Annotated in this window: 16 protein-coding genes and 1 pseudogene; 8 read left to right on the top strand and 9 right to left on the bottom strand. The window is 74.6% G+C overall.

All coding sequences use genetic code 11. The annotated features are described in order from the left end of the window. The 5 genes from BIV57_RS00005 to BIV57_RS00025 form a co-directional block, all read left to right on the top strand. Positions 1-605 (top strand): ribonuclease BN (locus BIV57_RS00005; RefSeq protein WP_071654471.1); only part of this gene is annotated, 605 nt, incomplete at its 5' end. After that, entirely contained in the window at positions 602-1885 is a 1284-nt protein-coding gene (locus tag BIV57_RS00010) for a hypothetical protein (protein WP_071654472.1), read from the top strand. The genes BIV57_RS00005 and BIV57_RS00010, both read left to right, overlap by 4 nt. Next, entirely contained in the window at positions 1882-2613 is a 732-nt protein-coding gene (locus BIV57_RS00015; protein ID WP_071654473.1) for a potassium channel family protein, read from the top strand. Before BIV57_RS00010 ends, BIV57_RS00015 begins: the two co-directional genes overlap by 4 nt. Positions 2614-2734: 121 nt before the next feature. Then, complete coding sequence (locus BIV57_RS00020; protein ID WP_071654484.1) at positions 2735-3166, top strand: SHOCT domain-containing protein; 432 nt, start codon at positions 2735-2737, stop codon at positions 3164-3166. Between the two features lie 45 nt (positions 3167-3211). After that, on the top strand, positions 3212-3502 hold the full coding sequence (locus BIV57_RS00025; RefSeq protein ID WP_071654474.1) for a hypothetical protein: 291 nt from the start codon (positions 3212-3214) through the stop codon (positions 3500-3502). A gap of 23 nt (positions 3503-3525) precedes the next feature. Here BIV57_RS00025 and BIV57_RS00030 read toward each other — a convergent pair whose 3' ends face one another. After that, positions 3526-4017, bottom strand: coding sequence for a hypothetical protein (locus BIV57_RS00030; protein WP_071654475.1), 492 nt, complete (start codon positions 4015-4017; stop codon positions 3526-3528). A 197-nt stretch (positions 4018-4214) separates the two neighbouring features. Between BIV57_RS00030 and BIV57_RS00035 the strand changes: the two genes are divergently transcribed. Continuing rightward, complete coding sequence (locus BIV57_RS00035) at positions 4215-4835, top strand: DUF1707 SHOCT-like domain-containing protein (protein WP_071654476.1); 621 nt, start codon at positions 4215-4217, stop codon at positions 4833-4835. Here BIV57_RS00035 and BIV57_RS00040 read toward each other — a convergent pair. Together BIV57_RS00040 and BIV57_RS00045 are read right to left on the bottom strand one after the other, a co-directional pair. Beyond that, positions 4825-6726: an alkyl/aryl-sulfatase gene (locus BIV57_RS00040; protein ID WP_071654477.1), complete on the bottom strand. Its 1902-nt coding sequence runs from the start codon at positions 6724-6726 to the stop codon at positions 4825-4827. The genes BIV57_RS00035 and BIV57_RS00040 overlap by 11 nt on opposite strands. 194 nt (positions 6727-6920) lie before the next feature. Beyond that, entirely contained in the window at positions 6921-11057 is a 4137-nt protein-coding gene (locus BIV57_RS00045; RefSeq protein ID WP_071654478.1) for a hypothetical protein, read from the bottom strand. Positions 11058-11299: 242 nt separating this feature from the next. Here BIV57_RS00045 and BIV57_RS00050 point away from each other — a divergent pair, with 242 nt between their 5' ends. Then, the gene (locus tag BIV57_RS00050) at positions 11300-12784 is read left to right on the top strand and encodes a sulfatase family protein (protein WP_071654479.1); all 1485 of its coding nucleotides are present in this window, start codon (positions 11300-11302) and stop codon (positions 12782-12784) included. Here BIV57_RS00050 and BIV57_RS00055 read toward each other — a convergent pair whose 3' ends face one another. From BIV57_RS00055 to BIV57_RS00065, 3 genes are all read right to left on the bottom strand, one after another. Next, on the bottom strand, positions 12785-13417 hold the full coding sequence (locus tag BIV57_RS00055) for a hypothetical protein (RefSeq protein WP_079169864.1): 633 nt from the start codon (positions 13415-13417) through the stop codon (positions 12785-12787). A gap of 81 nt (positions 13418-13498) precedes the next feature. Beyond that, positions 13499-13864, bottom strand: a complete 366-nt coding sequence (locus BIV57_RS00060; RefSeq protein WP_071654480.1) for a hypothetical protein — start codon at positions 13862-13864, stop codon at positions 13499-13501. A 1-nt stretch (position 13865) separates the two neighbouring features. Further along, positions 13866-14312 (bottom strand): MarR family winged helix-turn-helix transcriptional regulator, encoded by a 447-nt coding sequence (locus tag BIV57_RS00065; protein WP_071654481.1) that lies wholly within the window; start codon positions 14310-14312, stop codon positions 13866-13868. A gap of 79 nt (positions 14313-14391) precedes the next feature. Here BIV57_RS00065 and BIV57_RS00070 point away from each other — a divergent pair, with 79 nt between their 5' ends. Then, positions 14392-15846 (top strand): MFS transporter, encoded by a 1455-nt coding sequence (locus tag BIV57_RS00070; RefSeq protein ID WP_079169865.1) that lies wholly within the window; start codon positions 14392-14394, stop codon positions 15844-15846. Positions 15847-15867: 21 nt separating this feature from the next. Here BIV57_RS00070 and BIV57_RS23245 read toward each other — a convergent pair. From BIV57_RS23245 to BIV57_RS00085, 3 genes and pseudogenes are all read right to left on the bottom strand, one after another. Beyond that, positions 15868-16203: pseudogene (locus BIV57_RS23245) on the bottom strand (NUDIX domain-containing protein); the annotation flags it as partial. 4 nt (positions 16204-16207) lie between these two features. Continuing rightward, positions 16208-17080, bottom strand: a complete 873-nt coding sequence (locus BIV57_RS00080; RefSeq protein ID WP_071654482.1) for a metallophosphoesterase family protein — start codon at positions 17078-17080, stop codon at positions 16208-16210. Further along, positions 17077-18060: an aldo/keto reductase gene (locus tag BIV57_RS00085; protein WP_419185671.1), complete on the bottom strand. Its 984-nt coding sequence runs from the start codon at positions 18058-18060 to the stop codon at positions 17077-17079. Before BIV57_RS00085 ends, BIV57_RS00080 begins: the two co-directional genes overlap by 4 nt. Between the last annotated feature and the right edge of the window lie 102 nt (positions 18061-18162).

Here is an 18162-nt window from a genome sequence, read left to right on the forward strand (position 1 = left end):
AGTCGGTGCTCGGCAGCTCCACCGGCAAAAGCCTGCGCGAGACCACCGGGATCATCGGGCTGCTGATGGCGCTCGCCTCGGCGACCAGCTGCAGCCGCTCGATGGCCCGGGTCTGCCAGCGCGCCTGGAAGCTGCCCAAGGCCAAGACCACCATCGCCGCCTGGCGGTGGGTCGCCTGGCTGCTGGCGATCCTGCTGGTGGTCTTCCTCCTCGGCCCGGTGCACGACGGCTTCGGGCTCGGGCTGTGGCTGGGCGTCCCGCTGAGCTTCCTGGTCGGCGTCGGGGTGTGGCTGTGGACCCAGCATCTGCTGCTGGTCGGCCGGGTGGGCTGGCTGGAGCTGCTGCCGGGGGCGGTGCTGGCGGCGGTCGCCACCTCCGCCCTCGGCCTGACCGCGACCCTCTACGTCCCCACCGCGCTCAACCGGGCGCTCACCGAGTACGGGTCCCTGGGGCTGGTGCTCACCCTGCTCTCCTGGCTGATCGTCTGCTGCGCGGCGATCGTCTTCGCCCTCACCATCGGCGCGGTGCTGGCCCAGGAGCCGCCGCTGCACCGCTTCCTGACCCGGAATCACCCGGATCCGCACGCTGATCGGAGCGACACATGACGACCGACGACTCCCAGGCCGCCGAGATCGCGCGGCTGCGCGCACGGGTGGCCGAGCTGTCCCGGCCGCGCCGGCGCTGGCGCTCGGTACTGGTCGCGGTGCTGATGGTGCTGGTCTTCGTGCTCACCCCGCTGGCCGTGGTCGCCTCCTGGAGCTCGGCCTTCATCGGCGACACCGACCGCTTCGTGGCCACCATGGGCCCGCTCGCCGCCGACTCCGACGTCCAGGCCGCCGTCTCGGCGCGGGCGGCGACCGCGGTCACCGACCGGTTGGACGTCAACACCCTGCTCCAGCAGGTGGCGCCGGCCGACCGGCCGCGGCTGGAGGCGGCCCTGGGACGGCTGGAGGGCCCGATCAACAGCGCGGTCAAGAGCTTCGTGGAGAACCAGACCGCCGCCGTGGTGGCCAGCTCCTGGTTCCAGACGTTCTGGCGGAACGCCAACCGGCGCGCGCACGCCGCGCTGGACAAGGCGCTCACCGGCTCCGGCGGCGGGGCGGTGCAGCTGGCGGACAACCAGGTCGTCATCGACGTCGGCCCGGTGATCGACCAGGTGAAGCAGCGCCTGGTCTCCTCCGGGATGACGATCGCCGCCAAGATCCCCACCCCGCACACCCAGATCGCGGTCGCCGACGGCAAGAGCCTGGCCAAGGCCCGCACCTACAACCGCATCCTGCAGATCCTCGGCACCTGGCTGGCCGTCGTCGTGCTGGTGCTGGCCGCGGTCGCCGTCTGGCTCTCCCGGCGCCGGCGGCGCACCGCGGTCACCGCCGCGATCCTGATCGCCGCGGGCGCGCTGCTGCTCGGCCTGGGGCTGCTCATCGGCCGCTCCATCTACCTCGACAAGCTCCCGGCCGGCGTCTCGTCGGCCGCCGCGGGCGCCGTCTACGACCAGCTGGTGCACTTCCTTCGCACCGCGGTCCGCACGGTGGCGGTGCTCTTCGCGGCGGTGGCGCTGGGCACCTGGATCAGCGGGCCCGGCAGGCGGGCCGGGCAGGCCCGCGGGCTGTGGTCGAGCGGCATCGACGCCACCCGCGCCGCGGCCGGGAACATGGGGATGAGGCTGGGCCCGGTGGGCGCCTTCGTGCACCGCTGGAAGCGCTGGCTGATGTGGATCGTGCCGGCCGGCGGCGCGCTGGTGCTGGTGCTGTGGCCCTACCCGACGGGCTGGGTGGTGGTCGGCATCGTGCTGGTGGTGCTCTTCCTCCTCACCGTCGTGGAGTTCCTCGACGACCGCCCGCGGGACACGCCCCCGCGGCCCGCGGCGGCCACCGCGTCGTGACGGCGGCGCGCGACCTGCCGCCCGGCGCCGCGCATCCCTTCGGCGGAACGGCGGCGCTGCGCCGCTACGAGGCGCGCACCCGGCTGCCGCTGACCGTGGCGGTGCTCGCCTCGGTGATCGTCGCGCCGGCGCACACGGGAGTCTTCTCCGCGGTCGTCGACCTCGCGGCCTGGACGGTGCTCGCCGCCGACCTGATCGTCCATCTGCGGCTGGCCCCGGGCTATCTGCGCACCGGGCTGGGCCGCCTGGCGGTGGCCGCGACCGCGGTGAGCGCCCCGTGGTACCTGCTGCCGGGGCTCGGCGCGGGCGCCTACGTGGTCGGCGTCCGGCTGCTGCTGCTCGCCCGGCTGGCGACCGTCTCGCGCCGCGGGCGGCAGCTCACCGAACGGCTGGGGACCACCACGCTCTTCGCGATGGCGCTGGTCGGCGCCGCCTCCTTCGCCGCCTACTTCGCGGAGCATCCGCACAACGCCGGCTTCCGGACGGTGGGGGACGCCCTGTGGTGGGGCGTCGTCACCTTCACCGGAACCGGGTACGGCGACATCACCCCGAGGACGGCGGCGGGCCGCTGGGCCGGCGTCTGCATCATGATCGACGGCGTGGCGACGCTGGGCATCGTCGCGGGCGTGCTGGCCGGCTTCTTCCGCGGCCGCGCCGAGGACGGCGGGCCGCCGGACGGCCCGGACCCCGCCCCGGCGCACGACGCCTGGCCCGGGCCGAGGGCCTGACGGCCCGATAGGCCGGCGGACGGGATCCGCCGACGGAGCGTCAGCCGAGTGGCATAAGTCGGATTTGTCTGTTTTGATCGGGCTGAAGCCTTCCGTCCGGAAGGCGCTCAAGGAGGGCCCGATGTCGAACTATCCGCTGCTCAACATCTTCTGGACCATGGCCGAGCTCTTCATCTGGATCCTGTGGCTCTTCCTGCTGATCCGGATCATCTCCGACATCTTCCGCAGCGAGGACCTCGGCGGCTGGGGCAAGGCCGGCTGGACGGTGCTGGTCATCCTGCTGCCCTTCATCGGCGTGCTGGCCTACCTGATCGCCCGCGGCCGCACCATGCACGAGCGGGACGTCCAGCAGCAGCAGAAGATGGACGACGCCTTCAAGAAGTACGTCCGCGACGCGGCCGCCTCCCCCGACGCCGACGGCTCGACCTCCGGCTCCGGCTCCGGCGGCTCCGGCTCGCACGCCGACGAGCTCTCCCGCCTCGCCGACCTGCGCTCCTCCGGGGCCCTGTCCGAGGAGGAGTTCCAGAAGGCCAAGGACAAGATCCTCGCCTGATCCGACCCGACCCGACCAACCCGACCGACCCGAGCGGAGGCAGCCATGGGCTGCGGATGCATCGTCGCCCTCATCGCGGGACTCTCCCCGCGACTGGCGCTCCTGCTGACCTGGCTGCTCACCAACCGGGTCGCGATCGCCTTCCACCACTCCCTGATCGTTCCCCTGCTGGGCATCATCTTCCTGCCCATGACGACCCTGATGTACGTCTGGGTCTACTCCCCCGTCCTCGGCGTCGGCTCCTGGGGCTGGGTCTTCGTGATCCTCGGCCTCGTTGTCGACCTCGGCTCCTACAGCGCCGGCAGCCGCGGGCCGCAGCGGCGCGCGGCCGCCTGAGCGGCCGTCACCACTGCGGGGCGTCAGTAGCGCAGCGCCCGGGCGACCGCCGCGTGCACGCTGCCGGTGAGCTTGCGGTTGCTGCGGGCGGTGGCGTCGCCGGTCTTCTTGGCGGCGACGTCGGAGAGCGTCACCGCGACGGTGTCCAGGACGTTGCCGTCCTTGTCGGTGAAGTTCACCTGCACGGCGAAGGACTTGGCCGCGTCCGCGGTGTTGGTGGCCGAGACCTTCGCCGTCGCCCGGCCGTCGCCGCCGATGGCGACGGCGCCGAGCTTCACCTGGTCCTTGGCGTTCACCCCGTCCTTCGCCTTGTCCAGCTGCTCCTTGGCCTTCGCCGACGCCGAGGCCAGCACGCCCGCGCCCGCCGAGGCGGCCGCGGAGGCGGCCTTGCTCGCCGCCGACGAGGCCTTGCCGGCGTCGCTGCTGGAGCAGCCCCCCGCCGCCGCGACGACCGCCCCGGCCAGCAGCAGCGCCCCCGCGGCGCGCCCCGCGCCCCGCACCCAGTGATCGGCCATGTCTCCTCCGAAGTCCGCGTCCCTCTCGCCCGGAGAGCTCGAATGCTCGGCAGGCGGGAATGCCGCTCTACTGGGTTACCGGGACGGGGCCGTCGCATGCGGGGACGGCGGTACGTTCATCCGATAGGCGGGCCCCCGACGCCGCGTTAGCCTTCTCCTTGCCAGGAGCCAGCCACGGACGACGTCGGGACGGAACCATGTCGGCAGAGATCTCGCCCACCGGGAAGGACTCCGGCGCCGAGCTGCGGGCCTCGCACGCCGACCGCGACCAGGTGGTGGAGCGGCTCCGGGTCGCCGCCGGCGACGGCCTGATCGGCGCGGAGGAGCTGGACGAGCGCGTCGAGGCCGCCCTCAAGGCCCGCACCCGCGGCGAGTTGGCGCCGCTCACCGCCGATCTGCCGGCCGCCGCGGGCGCGGTCGAGGCCAAGGACACCGTCCGCATCCAGCAGGCCCACAGCGGCCGGATCGAGCGGACGGGCCGCTGGGTGCTGCCGCGGCGGATGGAGCTGGAGATCGCCTGGTGCGCCGTCACCCTCGACCTCACCGAAGCGGTGATCACGAACGACGTCCTGGAGCTGGACGTCAAGATGGCCGGCAAGACCCTGACGCTGATCACCGGGCCGGGCATGGCCGTCGACACCGACGAGCTCCAGCTGGTGCACTGCAAGCTCGACGACCGGCGGGCCCCGGACGATCCCGGGACCCCGGTCACCCTGCGCGTCCGGCTGGTCGGCCAGAAGGCCCACGGCCGGGTGGTGTTCCGCTCCAGGCGGCCCGGCCGGCTGGCGCGGCGCGCCCGCCGCTCCGTCAGGGCGTGACGATGGCGAAGTCCGGGTCGGGCGCGTCCAGGTAGCCGAAGAGCTCGGCGAGCTTCGCCGAGTCGCCCGACACCGTCACCCGCCCCGCCAGGTCCGCCGGCGTCACCGCGCCCAGCAGCACCGCGCGCAGGTCCGCCTCGTCCAGCGTCACCTCCACGTCCGGGGTGCCGGCCGCCGCCGGGGTGGCGCCGGCGACATGGGTGAGCACGCCGTTGCGCAGCCGCATGCTCACCGGATCGGCGCCGTTGATGTTCCAGCGCACCGCGATGTCCGCGTCCCAGGCCCGCGGCCCGTCCACCCGGATGGCGACCGCGTCGAAGAGCTGGTCCAGCGTCAGCGCGGCGAGCATGTCCGGCGGAGAGGTGGACGTCGGCGTCCCCACCCCGCCGTTGCGCAGCTCGTAGGCGCCCATCAGGTAGAAGTTGCGCCAGGTGCCGTTCTCGCTGCCGTAGCCGAGCTGCTCCAGCGCGTCCGCCTGCAGCGCCTTGGCCTCGGCGTTGGAGGGGTCGGCGAAGACGACGTGGTTGACGACCTCCGCCACCCAGCGGAAGTCGCCCGCCTCGAAGGATTCCCGGGCCCGCCGCAGCACCTGATCGGCGCCGCCCATGAACTCCACGTACCGCCGGCCCGCCTCGACCGGCGGGTGCTGCCACAGATGCGCCGGGTTGCCGTCGAACCACCCCAGATAGCGCTGGTAGATCGCCTTGGTGTTGTGGCTGACGGACCCGTAGTAGCCGTGCGTGTGCCACGCCTTCTCCAGCGCCGGCGGCATCTGGATCGCCTCGGCGATCTCCGGCCCCGTCATCCCCTGGTTGAGCATCCGCAGCGTCTGGTCGTGCAGATAGCCGTACAGGTCGCGCTGCTGCATCAGGAACCCGGCGACCCGCTCGCGGCCCCACACCGGCCAGTGGTGGGAGGCGAAGGCGACGTCCGTGGCGTCCCCGAAGAGCATCACCGCCTCGGTGAGGTAGCCCGCCCACACATGCGGGTCGCGCACCACCGCGCCGCGCAGCGTCAGCAGGTTGTGCAGGTTGTGGGTGGCGTTCTCGGCCATGCACAGCGCGCCGTGGTCGGGGAAGTGGATGTTCAGCTCGGCCGGCGCCTCGGTGCCGGGGGTGAGCTGGAAGACCATCCGGATGCCGTCGACGGTCTCGGTCTGCCCGGTCTCGGTGACGTCCACGGTCGGCGGGATGAGGCCGACGGCGCCGGTGGAGGTGGTCTGGCCCAGCCCCGCGCCGATCTGGCCCTGGCCGCCCTTGGGCAGCGCCGCCCCGTACATGTAGGCGGCGCGCCGCGCCATCGCCGTGCCGGCGTAGACGTTCTCGGCGACCGCGTGCCCCAGCAGGCCGGCCGGGGCGAGGATCGGCACCCCGCCGGCGACCTCCTCCTCCGTCACCACGCCCCGCACGCCGCCGAAGTGGTCGACATGGCTGTGGGTGTAGAGGACGCCGGTGACCGGCCGCTCCCCCCGGTGGCGGCGGTACAGCGCCAGCGCGGCGGCCGCGGTCTCCGCCGAGATCAGCGGGTCGATGACGAAGACGCCGCGCTCCCCCTCCACGAAGGTGACGTTGGAGAGGTCGAAGCCGCGCACCTGGTAGATGCCCTCGACGACCTCGAAGAGGCCGTGCTTGGCGACCAGCCCGCCCTGCCGCCACAGGCTGGGGTTGGCGGTGTCGGGGCACTCCTCGGCGAGGAAGGCGTAGGCGTCGGTGTCCCAGACGGTGCGGGCGCCGTCCTCGGAGGCGATGGCCGACTCCTCGGCGGCGGCGATGAAGCCGCGGCTCGCGTCGTCGGCGTCCCGGGTGTCGTCGAAGGGGTAGGCGCCGAGGACGTTCTTGTTGCCCTCGGCGATGCTCGGCTCGGCAGGCCTCGGACCGGTGCTGATGGACATTCAGCGCTCCCTCGGTAACCGTCGTTCGGGCGCCCCCGGACGGTGGACGCACCTCCCCACCGTCCCCGCCGGAACCCGCCGCCACCATTGGGCGGCGCCCGTCCGGGGCACGCCCCCGGGCACGCGACGGGGCCCGCTCCCCGGAAGCTGGGAGCGGACCCCGGTTCAGGCGCAGTGCCCTGGCTGACGCCCGGTCACTCCTTGGCGGCGAGCGCCTTGTCCACCCCCGCCAACGGGGAGCCCAGGCCGGTGACGGTGTCGTAGCCCGGGCCGGCGGTGCACTCGGCGCCGCACGCCCCGTTGGAGCCGGAGGTGACGTCGCTCAGCGCGCCCCCCAGGCCGTAGACGGCCTTGTGCAGGGTGTCGCCGCCGGTGCCGGCGACGGCCAGCGGCGCCTTGCCGCCCGCGCTTCGCAGCTGGTCGGCGGTGGACAGGATGCCCGCCCAGATCGGCGAGGAGAGGCTGGTGCCGCCCACCTCCAGCCACTGCGGCGAACCGCCGGCCGTGGTGTAGACGGCGACACCGGTGCGCGGGTCGGCGTCGAAGCTGACGTCCGGGGCGGCCCGGAACGCCGAGGACTGCACGCCGTCCTGGTAGGCGGGCCGCTTCTCGAAGAAGCTCAGGCCGCCGCCGGTCGCGCTCCACGCGCTCTCGCTCTGGGTGTTGCCGTCGGCGTCCAGCACCAGGTGGGTGCCGCCGACCGAGAGCACATACGGGTTGGTGGAGGAGTAGTTCGCCGGCCAGCCGGCGTCACCCGTGGATTCGGTGCACACCGAGTCGGTCAGCTTGCAGTGGTCGTCGTAGAAGGACTCCTCGGAGAACTCGCCCATGCCCCAGCTGTTGTTGACGGCGGCCGGGTGGTAGGTGTCGGCGACGTCGATCGCCTTGTAGAGCGCGGCGGCGGAGGCGTCGGCGGCCTCCACCAGGACGATCTTCGCCTTGGGCGCGGTGGAGTGGACCCACTCGATGTCCAGGGCGGCCTCCTCCGACCAGCCGGCGTCGGCCTCGGGCTTGCTGCCGGAGGCATAGACCTGCTGGAAGTCGAAGCAGTCGGTGCCCTTGGCGACGCTGTCGCAGGTCTGCGGCAGGCCGAAGTGGTCGGCGAAGTGGTTCAGGTCCGACTCGGCGTTCGCGTAGTCGTAGGCGGCGGTGATGGCCACGGTCTGGCCGGAGCCGTCGCCGGTGAGGCCGAGGCGGGTGCGGATCTGCTGGGGCGTGTAGCCGACGGTGGTCTCGGCGTCGGTGCTCGTCCCGGCCTTGACGGCTTCCTTCCTGGTGATGTGCATCGGCGCGATGGCGTTGCCGATCGGCAGCGGGTGGGTCGTCACCGGCTGCGCGGCGGCGTCCGTGGTGCCGGACGTCGCCGTCTGGGCCTGCTTGGCGGACTGCGCGGACTGCGCCGCGGTGTTGCCGGTGGCCTCCTCGACCGTGATGCCGTGCTGGTAGGAGTCGAGGGCCAACGAGTCCCAGCCGTAGCCGCCGGTGTTCTCGTTGAGGTTGTAGGCGGCCCAGTCGAACTGCACCGCGATCAGGTCGGTGGCCGTGCCCCCGAACAGGTCGGCGGGGACGATCTTGCCGGCGAAGAGCGCGAACACCTGTCCGGCCGAGCTGTCGTACTTGCCGTCGTCCGGGAACGGCTGCGTCCAGCGCAGCACCCCGCCGGCCGCGGCCACGAAGGTCTCCGAGCCGTCGGTGGCCGTGGCGAAGACCGCCTGCTGCGGCTCGGCCAGGGTGTGGACGCGATACAGCGCGCCGCCGTCGGCCGGATGCACCGTCAGCAGGGAGTCGCCGAACTCCACGAGACCGTACTTCTTGGAGGCCGCGAAGCCCCGGAAGGTGGGCGAGCCGGTGGAGTTGTCCGAGCTGAGCACCGTGCCGGTGGTCCCGTCCACGGTCTGCACCAGGTGGGCGCCGGTGGCCGGCTTGTCGCCGCCGAAGGCGAAGGCGACGCCGTGACCGCCGGCGCCCGGGATGAAGGGGCTGGCGAAGGCGCCGGCCTGCGGCTCGATCCAGGCCGCGGTGGCGCCGGTCGGCTGCTCGGTCCAGACCTGGGAGCCGTCGGAGGCGTTCAGCGCGACCGCGGTCGGCGCCGGGTCGGAGGTGCCGCTGAAGCCCGTGCGGTAGCCGCCGTACTCCAGGTAGACGCGGCCGTCGGCGGTGGCCGGCGTCGAGTAGGCGACGGTCTTGCCGGTGGTGCCGGACGGGCGGTAGCTCCACGCCTTGCTGCCGTCCGCGCGGTACGCGGCCAGCTCCGTGCCGGAGGCCAGCACATGCCCGTCGGTGACGACGGCCTTGTACTGGAAGGTGCCGGTGTTCACGTCCGCGTCGAGCGTGCCGTTGCGCGGCTCGAGGACGGCGAAGCCGTGCGAGGTCGCGGCGACCAGCCGCTGCGCGGTGCGGCCGTGGCGGTCGGCCACCGGGGCGAGCGTCAGGTCGCGGACGGCGGCGCTGACGGTGCGCCGCCACAGCACCTTCGGCTGGGGCTTGGTCAGGGTGCGGCCGTCCAGGGCGAAGACGCCCCGGCTCTGGCCGCCCACCACCAGGTCCTTCACCCCGTCGCCGTTGACGTCCGCGGCGGTGGCGCCGTAGACGTCGCCGAGCAGCGGGAGGACGGCGGCGGTGCCGCGCCCGGGGTCGAACCGGTAGGCGGTCTGGTCGTAGCCGACCGTCAGCAACCCGCCGTCATAGGGCGTGATCTGGTCGCCGACGACGGCGCCGGCCTTGCTCCACAGCTGCGTCCCGCCGTCGGTGGCGTAGGCCAGCAGCTGGCTGTGGTCGGGCGCCTCGGCGTCGGTGCGCGACTCCTGGGCGGGGTCGGCGACGGCGGCGTAGACCTTGTCGGTGCCGCTCAGGGTCAGCGAGAGCGTCGGGGCGTTGGCGCCGCCGACGGTGCTGGCCGTGGTGTGCGTCCACAGCGTGCGGCCGCTCGCGTCCAGGCCGGCGATGTCGCTCTGGCCGTCGCTGAGGTCGGCGTTGATGCCGAGTTCGGCGACGGCGTAGCGGGCCTGGTCGCCCTTGGCGCCGGAGTTGACGAGGAACGCCTCGGGGATGGTGCCGTTCCGGGAGGCGATCACCGAGCGCTTGCCGTTGCCGGGGTCGATCGAGGTGAGGTCCCAGCGGACGGCGTCCAGCGGGTCGTTCTGCTCGGCGACCAGGACGCGGTCCGAGGCGGGGTCCTTGTGCAGGATCCGCGGGAAGCCGGGCGTTTTGGTGTCGTCGATCAGCTTGCCGGTGCGGTTGTCGAGGACCAGGACATGGCCGTCGGCGGGCCGCGGGTTGCCGAGGCCCATCGGGGTGTCGGTCCAGCCGGCGGCGATCCGCCCGCCGCCCATCGGCTCGATGTCGGACCACAGCGCCCAGGGGGCCTTGGTGGAATAGCTCCAGGCGGTCCTGCCCGTGACGGCGCCGTGCGCGGCCGCGGAGAAGGAGTAGGAGATCAGCGAGGAACGGCTGTCGCCCTGCGTCGCCACCGGGTTGACGTCCCAGGACGGGCCGGTGGCGTCGGCGACGACCAGCCGGCCGTCCTGCGCGGTGAGCGAGCCGACGTTGCCGGGCAGCAGCTTGTGCCACAGCATCGCGCCGGTCTTGCCGTCCAGGACGGAGACGAAGGTGCCGGACTGCAGGTCGGAGCCGGGCGAGGTGAACGGGCGCGGCGGGGAGTCGCCGACGCTGTAGGCGACGGCGATGTCGTCGGTGCCGTCGTGGTTGACGTCCAGCTGGGCGTAGGGGTGGGTGCCGATGGTGCTCGGCTGGTAGGGGTCGTAGCCCTGGTAGAGGACCGGGCTGAACTCCTGGGACAGGTAGGCGACCTTGCCGGTCACCTGCCAGTCCGTGTAGAGCTGGTGGCTGGTGGTCTGCCAGACGGGGTTGCCGTCGGCGTCGTAGCGGGTGATCGCCCCGCCGCTGAAGATGCCGACCCAGTCGCGGGTGCCGCCGAGGGCGAGGGTGGAGGCCGCGCCGCGCGGGGTCTCCCAACTGCCCTTCTCGGTGAAGCCCTTGGTGCCGGAGGCGTCCGGGGTGGCGGCCTTGGACGTTCCGCTCGCGGCGGAGCCGCCGGTGCCGCCGGTGCCGCTGCTGGACACCGCCTTGCTGCTGTCGCCGCGCGCCTCGGCCACCAGGCCGGGCGTGCCGTCGCTGCGCGGGGTGTAGCGGGCACTCAGCTTGTGCAGGGCGGAGGCGGTCAGCCGCACCGCGTGGCCGTGGCCGCCGCTCTGGCCGGAAGCGGCCTGGCCGGAGTCGGCGACGGCGGCGGGCGCGGCGAGCACCGCGGCCGCGGTGGCCAGCGCGGCGACCAGCCCGACGGGGCGTATGCCCGGGGATCGGAGTCTCATGAGCGTGGTGTGCTCCTCGTGAGTGCGGGGGATCTCCGCACCCTCTCAGGCCAGTTGGGGCCAGCGGGAGCGCGGAAGCGGGCCGGTACCGGCCGCGGTCCGGAACCGGCCCGGGAGTCGGCCCGGGGACCGGACCGGGAGTCGGCCAAGGAGTCGGCCCGGCTGGCCCCGGCTGGTCCCGGATGCCCGGCGGCGGCTATACAGAGGCGACAAACATCCGACGTCCGGAGGTCCCGCCCGTCATGGCCAGCACCGATCCGTCCCGCCCCAACCTCGTGCTCGTGCTCACCGACGACCAGGGCGCCTGGGCGCTCGGCTGCGCCGGCGACCCCGACCTGCGCACCCCGCACCTGGACGGACTCGCCGAGCGCGGCGTCCGCTTCACCAAGTTCTTCTGCACCTCACCGGTCTGCTCCCCCGCCCGCGCCTCGCTGCTCACCGGCCAACTGCCGTCCCAGCACGGGGTGCACGACTGGATCTCCTACCACCACGCCGGCGAGACCGGGCAGGACTTCCTCGCCGGCCGCACCCAGTTCACCGAGGTGCTGGCCGGGGCCGGCTACCGGCTGGGGCTCTCCGGGAAGTGGCACCTGGGCGCCAACGACGTGCCGCGGCCCGGGTTCGTCCACTGGTACGCCCACGAGAGCGGCGGCGGCCCGTACTACGGGGCCCCGATGTTCCGGGACGGCGTGCTGGAGCACGATCCGCGCCACCTCACCGAGCTGCTCGCCGAGGACGCCTGCGCGTTCGTCGACGCCGAGGCGGGTCGGACGCCGGAGGGGCCGGAGGAGCCGTTCGCGCTCTGCCTCAACTTCACCGCCCCGCACGCGCCCTGGGCCGGCCAGCACCCCGAGCGCTGGACCGACCTCTACCGCGGCCGGGAGCTGGCCGGCTGCCCGCAGCCGGAGGAGTGGCATCCCTGGTCCTACCTCGACGACGGCGGGGTGCCGCTGGCCGCGGCGGGCGATCCGCAGGAGTCGCTGATCGGCTACTACGCCTCCATCAGCGCGGTGGACGAGGCCGTCGGGCAGCTGCTGGGGAGGCTGGAGCGGCACGGGCTGACCGAGTCCACGCTGGTCGTCTTCACCAGCGACAACGGCTTCAACTGCGGCCACCACGGGATCTGGGGCAAGGGCAACGGCACCTTCCCGCAGAACATGTACGACACCTCGGTCACCGTCCCGGCGATCATGGCGCAGCCGGGGCGGGTGCCGGGCGGGCGGACCAGCGACGCGCTGGTGTCGGCGTACGACTTCTTCCCGACGCTGGTGGAGCACCTCGGCCTGGACCACCCGGCCGACCCGTCGCTGCCGGGCCGCTCCTTCGCCGACATCCTGGCGGGCGGGGACGGCGCGGCGGACGGTGGGCGGGAGCGGGTCGTGGTCTTCGACGAGTACGGGCCGGTGCGGATGATCCGCACCCGGGAGTGGAAGTACGTCCACCGCTATCCGCACGGGCCGCACGAGCTGTACGACCTGGCCGGCGACCCGGGCGAGACGCGCAACCTCTTCGGCTCGGACGAACACGCCGGCCGGGCGGCGGACCTGGCGGCCGAGCTGGACCGCTGGTTCGCCCGCTACGTCGAGCCGGAGCACGACGGCGCGCGGCTGCCGGTCACCGGCTCCGGCCAGCGCGAGCGCATCCGCCCCGGCACCGGCCCGGGCGCGTTCGCCCCGCCCTACCCGGGCGTCCGCCCGGTGCCCTACCCGCCGCTCGGCGAGGCGTAGTCAGCGCGGTTCGTTCTCGACCGCGTCGCACCAGCCCAGCACGCCGCGGGCGCCGCACTCCGCGGCGAGGGCGCGAGCTTGGGCGAGCTCGGACGCGGCCGTCCCGGCGTCGCCGGTGCGCAGCGCCAGCTCGGCGAGCGCCAGGTGCGCGGCGGCCGTCGCCGGGGCATGCCCGGCCTGCTGACGCAGGCTCAGGGAGGCGGCGAAGCCCTCGCGGGCGGCGTCGAAGCGGCCCGCGTCGGCGTCCGCGAAGGCGAGGTGGCGGAGCGCGTAGGAGAGCACCAGCCCGGCGCCCGCCTCCTCGGCCATCGCGCGGGAGCGCTCGAACTCCGCCACGGCGGCCGCGGTGTCGCCGGCGACGACCTGGTGGTAGAGGCCGATCCCGAAGCGCGCCTCCGCCTCGCCGGCGGCGTCGCCGAGCGCGGCGAAGAGCTCGGCGGCGCGCCGAAAGGCCGTCAGCTCGGCCTCCTCCGGCCGGCGTTCGGCGAGGAAGCGGGCGTGCCGCAGCCAGCCCCGGGCGAGCGCGGACCGCGCGTCCACCGCGTCCAGCAGCAGCTCGCCCTCCCCGACGGCGGCGGCCTCGCCGCCGAAGGTCGCGCGCTCGTAGGCGTCCATGGCGTCCTCGATGGTCACCCGGGCGACACTAGCGCCTGACGGCCCGCCGCGGGCAGACGCGTCGGTTCACGCCGACAGGACGCACGCGCCGGACGCCGCCTACGCGTTGAGGTAGCCGTAGCGGTCCGTCGCGTCGTGCACCTCCACGCCCCCGTCCCGCACCCGCCACTCCTGCACGCCGTCGGTCTCGTGGACGGCGGTGAACAGCCCCCTCACCAGGTCCCCGTCCGCGTCGGAGGCCGGCGTCCGCGCCAGCGCCCGCACCTCGGCGAGCAGCTCGCCGACGCACTGCGCCCGCAGGTCCGCGCCGAAGTAGGCCGCGCAGCTCCACGCGCTCTGCCGCGCGGGGAACGTCCACCCGCCCGAGTACGCCGGCGGCGGTCCGCCCGCCACCCGGCGGGCGATCGCGTCCAGTTGGACGCGGTCGCACTCCAGCCACCCCCGCACGGTCACCCAGACGCCCATCTCACCCCTCCCGCCCGCGCCGCGCGTCGACGTTGCCGGCGAGCGTGCGCAGCAGCGCCGGCAGCTCCGCCGCGGTCGCGTCCGGCACCCCGGCGAGGGTCTCCTCGGCGAGCCCGCACCACAGCTCCTTCACCCGCTCGACCAGCGCCGCGCCGCCCTCGGTGAGCTCCACGACGCTCGCCCGCCGGTCCCCCGGCGCCGGCACCCGCCGGACGTGCCCGGCCGCCTCCAGCTTCCGCGTCATCAGGGTGACGCTCGGCGGCTCGACGGCGAGCGCCCCGCTCAGCTTCGCCTGGATCATCGGACCCGTCCGGGCCAGCTCCAGCAGCAGCGCCTCCTGTCCGGGATGGAGGCCGAGCGGGGCCAACAGGGCGGTGATCCGGGCGCGATGACGCAGCGCCAGCAGCCGGATCGCCTGGTTCACGGCATCGGCCTGTGCGAAGTCCACGGGAGCCTCCCTCGGCCCTTGACAGGGTTGGTTATCCGCATAACGTTATCCGCATAACCAACTCTAGCAGGAGGCGGACATGGCACCCGAACCAGCTCTGCGCACCCGGAGCGGACCCCCAGCACGCACCGGCCGCACCGGCCGCACCGCCCGCACCCGCTCCGGCGCGACGGTCCTGGCGCTGCTGTGCGCCTGCCAGTTCATGGTGATCCTGGACTCGTCGATCGTGAACGTCGCGCTCCCCTCCATCGACCGCGACCTCGGCTTCAGCACCGCCGGCCTCGCCTGGGTAGTCAACGGCTACCTGCTCACCCTCGCCGGCCTGATGCTGCTCGGCGGCCGCGCCGCCGACCTGCTCGGGCCGCGCCGGATGCTCACCGCCGGGCTCGCCGTCTTCTCCGCCGCGAGCCTCGCCGCCGGCCTCGCCGGCTCCCCGGGGACGCTCGTCGCCGCACGCGTCGTGCAGGGCGCGGGCGCCGCGCTCACCGCCCCGGCGACGCTCGCCGTGCTCGGCACCCGCTTCACCGAACCGGGCGCGCGGGCCCGGGCGTTCGGCGCCTGGTCCGCCTCCGGCGGCATCGGCGGGATGGCCGGCGCGCTCGCCGGCGGCGCGCTGACCACCGGGCTCTCCTGGCGCTGGGTGTTCCTTGTCAACGTGCCGATCGGCGCCGCGCTGATCGCCGTCGCCGCCACCACGCTCGCCGGGGCGCACGGCCCGGCCCGCGAGCGGCTCGACCTGGCCGGCGCGGCCACCGGCACGGCGGCGCTCGCCGCGGTGGTCTACGGCGTGATGGAGAGCGCCTCGGCCGGCTGGACGTCCGCCGCGGCGCTCGGCCCGCTGGCCGCCGGGGCGGTGCTGCTCGCCGGGTTCGCCGCCGTCGAGGCGCGGCTCGCGTCCCGCCCGCTGCTGCCGCTGCGGCTGCTGCGGATCCGCGGGGTGGCGGTGGGCGGCGCCATGCTGCTGGTCTTCGGCGGGGTGGCCATCGCGATGTGGTACTTCTCCTCGCTCTTCCTCCAGGACGTGCTCGGCTGGAGCGCGCTGCGCGCCGGCCTCGGGCAGACGCCCACGGCGGTGATGTTCCTGCTGGTGGCGCGGGGCGCGGCGGGGCTGCTGCCGCGACTGGGGGCGCGCACCCTGGTGGTGGCCGGGGGCGCGGCGCTGCTCGCCGGGTTCGGCTGGCTCTCCCGGGCCGGCGCGGGCAGCGGCTTCGCCGCGGACGTGCTGGGGCCGACGCTGCTGGTCGCCGTCGGCATCGGGCTGGTCTTCCCCACCGTGATGGCCTCGGCGACGGCGGACGCCCCGGAGGGCGACGCGGGCGTCGTCGGCGGCATCGCGGCCACCGCCCAGCAGGTCGGCGGGGCCGTCGGATTGGCCGTGCTGACCACCGCGGCCGCGGCGGCGCACGGCGGCTCGGCGGCGCACGCCGCGCGGGCGTCCGGCGACGACCGGGTCTTCCTGATCGCGGCGGGCCTCTCCCTGCTGCTCGCCCTCGGCGGACTGGTGCTGGGCCGCCGCCCGCGCGCGGCCGCCTGACGCGGTGTCACTGCCGGGCGGCCAGCTGTGCCGGGCCACCTCCGCCGGATCCGGCCGCACCCGGGCGGGGTCGACGACAGCCTCGTGAACGGCGAGCCAGTACGGGGCGATCTCCCCGCGGCAGAGGAACTTCAGCGCGAACCGGACCGGCGCCCGCACCCCGGTCTCCTCCGCCAGCTCCCGCGCCGCGGCGTCGGCGTAGGACTCGCCCGGCGCCACCGCCCCGCCGATCAGCCGGTTGCGGCCGCCGGGGAAACGCGGGACGTCCTCGGGCCGCCGGTGGACGAGGACGCGGCCCTCGCCGTCCCGGCAGACCACCGTCGCCACCCGGTGCAGCCAGCCGCGCCGGACCGCCTCGCCGCTACGCCGCCGGCACCAGCGGTCGGTCGTCCGCCAGCACCTCGCGGAGCAGCCCGTGCGGATGGCCGCGGCGCCGCCACTCGCGCGGGTAGCCGAGCGAGACCTCCCAGAACGGCACCCCGTCGACGAGTTCGCGCCGCGGGATGTGCAGATGCCCGTAGACCACGCCCGCCAGGTGGAAGCGGCGGTGCCAGTCGGCTGTCCGCTCGGTGCCGCACCACATCGCCAGGTAGGGGCTGAACATCCGGTCCGCCGGACCGCGCACCAGCGGGTAGTGGTTCACCAGCAGCAGCGGCACCGCCGGGTCGTCCGCCTCCGCCAGCCGCCGCTCGGTGGCGGCGACCCGTGCCGCGCACCACGCCTCCCGGCTGGGGTACGGGGCCGGGTCGAGCAGGAACTCGTCGGTGAACATCACCCCGGCCTCGCGTGCGGCCCGTCGCGCCGCGGCCGCGTCGGAGAAGCCCGGCGGCAGCCAGCTGTAGTCGTAGAGGAGGAAGAGCGGGGCGACGCGCACCGGCCCGCCCGCGCCGGCGAAGACCGGGTAGGGGTCCTCCGGGGTGAGCACGCCCAACCCCCGGCAGACGTCCACCAGATGGCGGTAGCGCTCCTCGCCGCGCAGCTGGACGGGGTCCTTCGGGGGCGTCCACAGCTCGTGGTTGCCGGGCGCCCACACCACCGTCGCGAACCGCGTCGCGAGCAGCGCGAGGGTCGCCTCGACGGCCGGGGTGCGCTCGGCGACGTCCCCGGCTATCAGCAGCCAGTCGTCCGGCGTCTCGGGCCGCAGCCCGTCGACGACCTCCCGGTTGTCGGCGACCCCGGCATGCAGGTCGCTCACCGCGAACAGCCGCGGCCCGTCCGCCGCCGCGGCGCTCACCAGCGGTCGTGGACCAGGGCGCGGATCTCCCGGTCGTACAGCTCGCGCACCGCGGCGAGCGTCTTGTCGGACAGCGGCGGCAGCGCGGCCGCCGCGGCATTGGCGCGGGCCTGCTCGGCGGTGCGGGCGCCGGGGATGACGGTGCTGACGCCGGGCTGCTGGACGATCCACCGCAGCGCGGTCTGCGCGGGGGTGGCGCCCTCGGGCGCGAGCGCCGCGAACTCGGCGGCGGCGCGCACGCCGGTCGCGTAGTCGACGCCGGAGAACGTCTCGCCCTGGTCGAAGGCCTCGCCGTGCCGGTTGTAGGTGCGGTGGTCGTCGGCGGCGAAGACGGTGTCGGCGGTGTAGCGGCCGGAGAGCAGGCCGCTGGCGAGCGGCACCCGGGCGATGATGCCGACGCCGGCCTCGGCGGCGGTCGGCAGCACCCGCTCCAGCGGCTTGAGGCGGAACGGGTTGAGGATGATCTGCACGCTCGCCGTGCCGGGGCGGGCGATCGCGGCGAGCGCCTCGTCGCAGGTCTCCACGCTCACCCCGTAGGCGGCGATGCGGCCCTCGTCGACGAGGGCGTCCAGCGCGTCGTAGACGGCGTCGGTGGAGTAGACGGGCGTCGGCGGGCAGTGCAGCTGCACCAGATCCAGCCGCTCCACGCCGAGGTTGGCGCGGGAGCGGTCCGTCCAGGCGCGGAAGTTGGCGGCGGTGTACTCCGCGGGGTCCAGCGGGGCGCGGCGGCCCATCTTGGTGGCGACGGTGACGCCGACGCCGGGGTGCTCCCGCAGGAACCGCCCGATCAGCCGCTCGCTGCGGCCGTCGCCGTAGACGTCGGCGGTGTCGAGGAACGTGACGCCGGCGTCGACGGCCGCCTCCAGCACGGCCAGCCCGTCCCGCTCCGCCACCTCGCCCCAGTCTGCCCCCAGCTGCCAGGTCCCCTGCCCGACCACCGAAACCGCCCGCCCGGTCCTGCCAAGTGTCCGCTGCTCCATGCCCCCCATTCTCCCCCGCCCGCGCAGCTCCCCGAGTACCCGCCCCCGCCTGTCGCCCGCCCGGGCGTTTCGCCGCGGCGACGGCGAGAGCCGAAGACCGGC

It is taken from the genome of Mangrovactinospora gilvigrisea, assembly GCF_001879105.1.
Taxonomy (GTDB): Bacteria; Actinomycetota; Actinomycetes; order Streptomycetales; family Streptomycetaceae; genus Mangrovactinospora; species Mangrovactinospora gilvigrisea.

Excerpts from the sequence above, each read along its gene's own strand:
- BIV57_RS00010 (WP_071654472.1), top strand. The coding sequence starts at position 602 with ATGACGACCGACGACTCCCAGGCCGCCGAGATCGCGCGGCTGCGCGCA.
- BIV57_RS00020 (WP_071654484.1), top strand. The coding sequence starts at position 2,735 with ATGTCGAACTATCCGCTGCTCAACATCTTCTGGACCATGGCCGAGCTC.
- BIV57_RS00025 (WP_071654474.1), top strand. The coding sequence starts at position 3,212 with ATGGGCTGCGGATGCATCGTCGCCCTCATCGCGGGACTCTCCCCGCGA.
- BIV57_RS00030 (WP_071654475.1), bottom strand. The coding sequence starts at position 4,017 with ATGGCCGATCACTGGGTGCGGGGCGCGGGGCGCGCCGCGGGGGCGCTG.
- BIV57_RS00035 (WP_071654476.1), top strand. The coding sequence starts at position 4,215 with ATGTCGGCAGAGATCTCGCCCACCGGGAAGGACTCCGGCGCCGAGCTG.
- BIV57_RS00040 (WP_071654477.1), bottom strand. The coding sequence starts at position 6,726 with ATGTCCATCAGCACCGGTCCGAGGCCTGCCGAGCCGAGCATCGCCGAG.
- BIV57_RS00045 (WP_071654478.1), bottom strand. The coding sequence starts at position 11,057 with ATGAGACTCCGATCCCCGGGCATACGCCCCGTCGGGCTGGTCGCCGCG.
- BIV57_RS00050 (WP_071654479.1), top strand. The coding sequence starts at position 11,300 with ATGGCCAGCACCGATCCGTCCCGCCCCAACCTCGTGCTCGTGCTCACC.
- BIV57_RS00060 (WP_071654480.1), bottom strand. The coding sequence starts at position 13,864 with ATGGGCGTCTGGGTGACCGTGCGGGGGTGGCTGGAGTGCGACCGCGTC.
- BIV57_RS00070 (WP_079169865.1), top strand. The coding sequence starts at position 14,392 with ATGGCACCCGAACCAGCTCTGCGCACCCGGAGCGGACCCCCAGCACGC.
- BIV57_RS00085 (WP_419185671.1), bottom strand. The coding sequence starts at position 18,060 with ATGGAGCAGCGGACACTTGGCAGGACCGGGCGGGCGGTTTCGGTGGTC.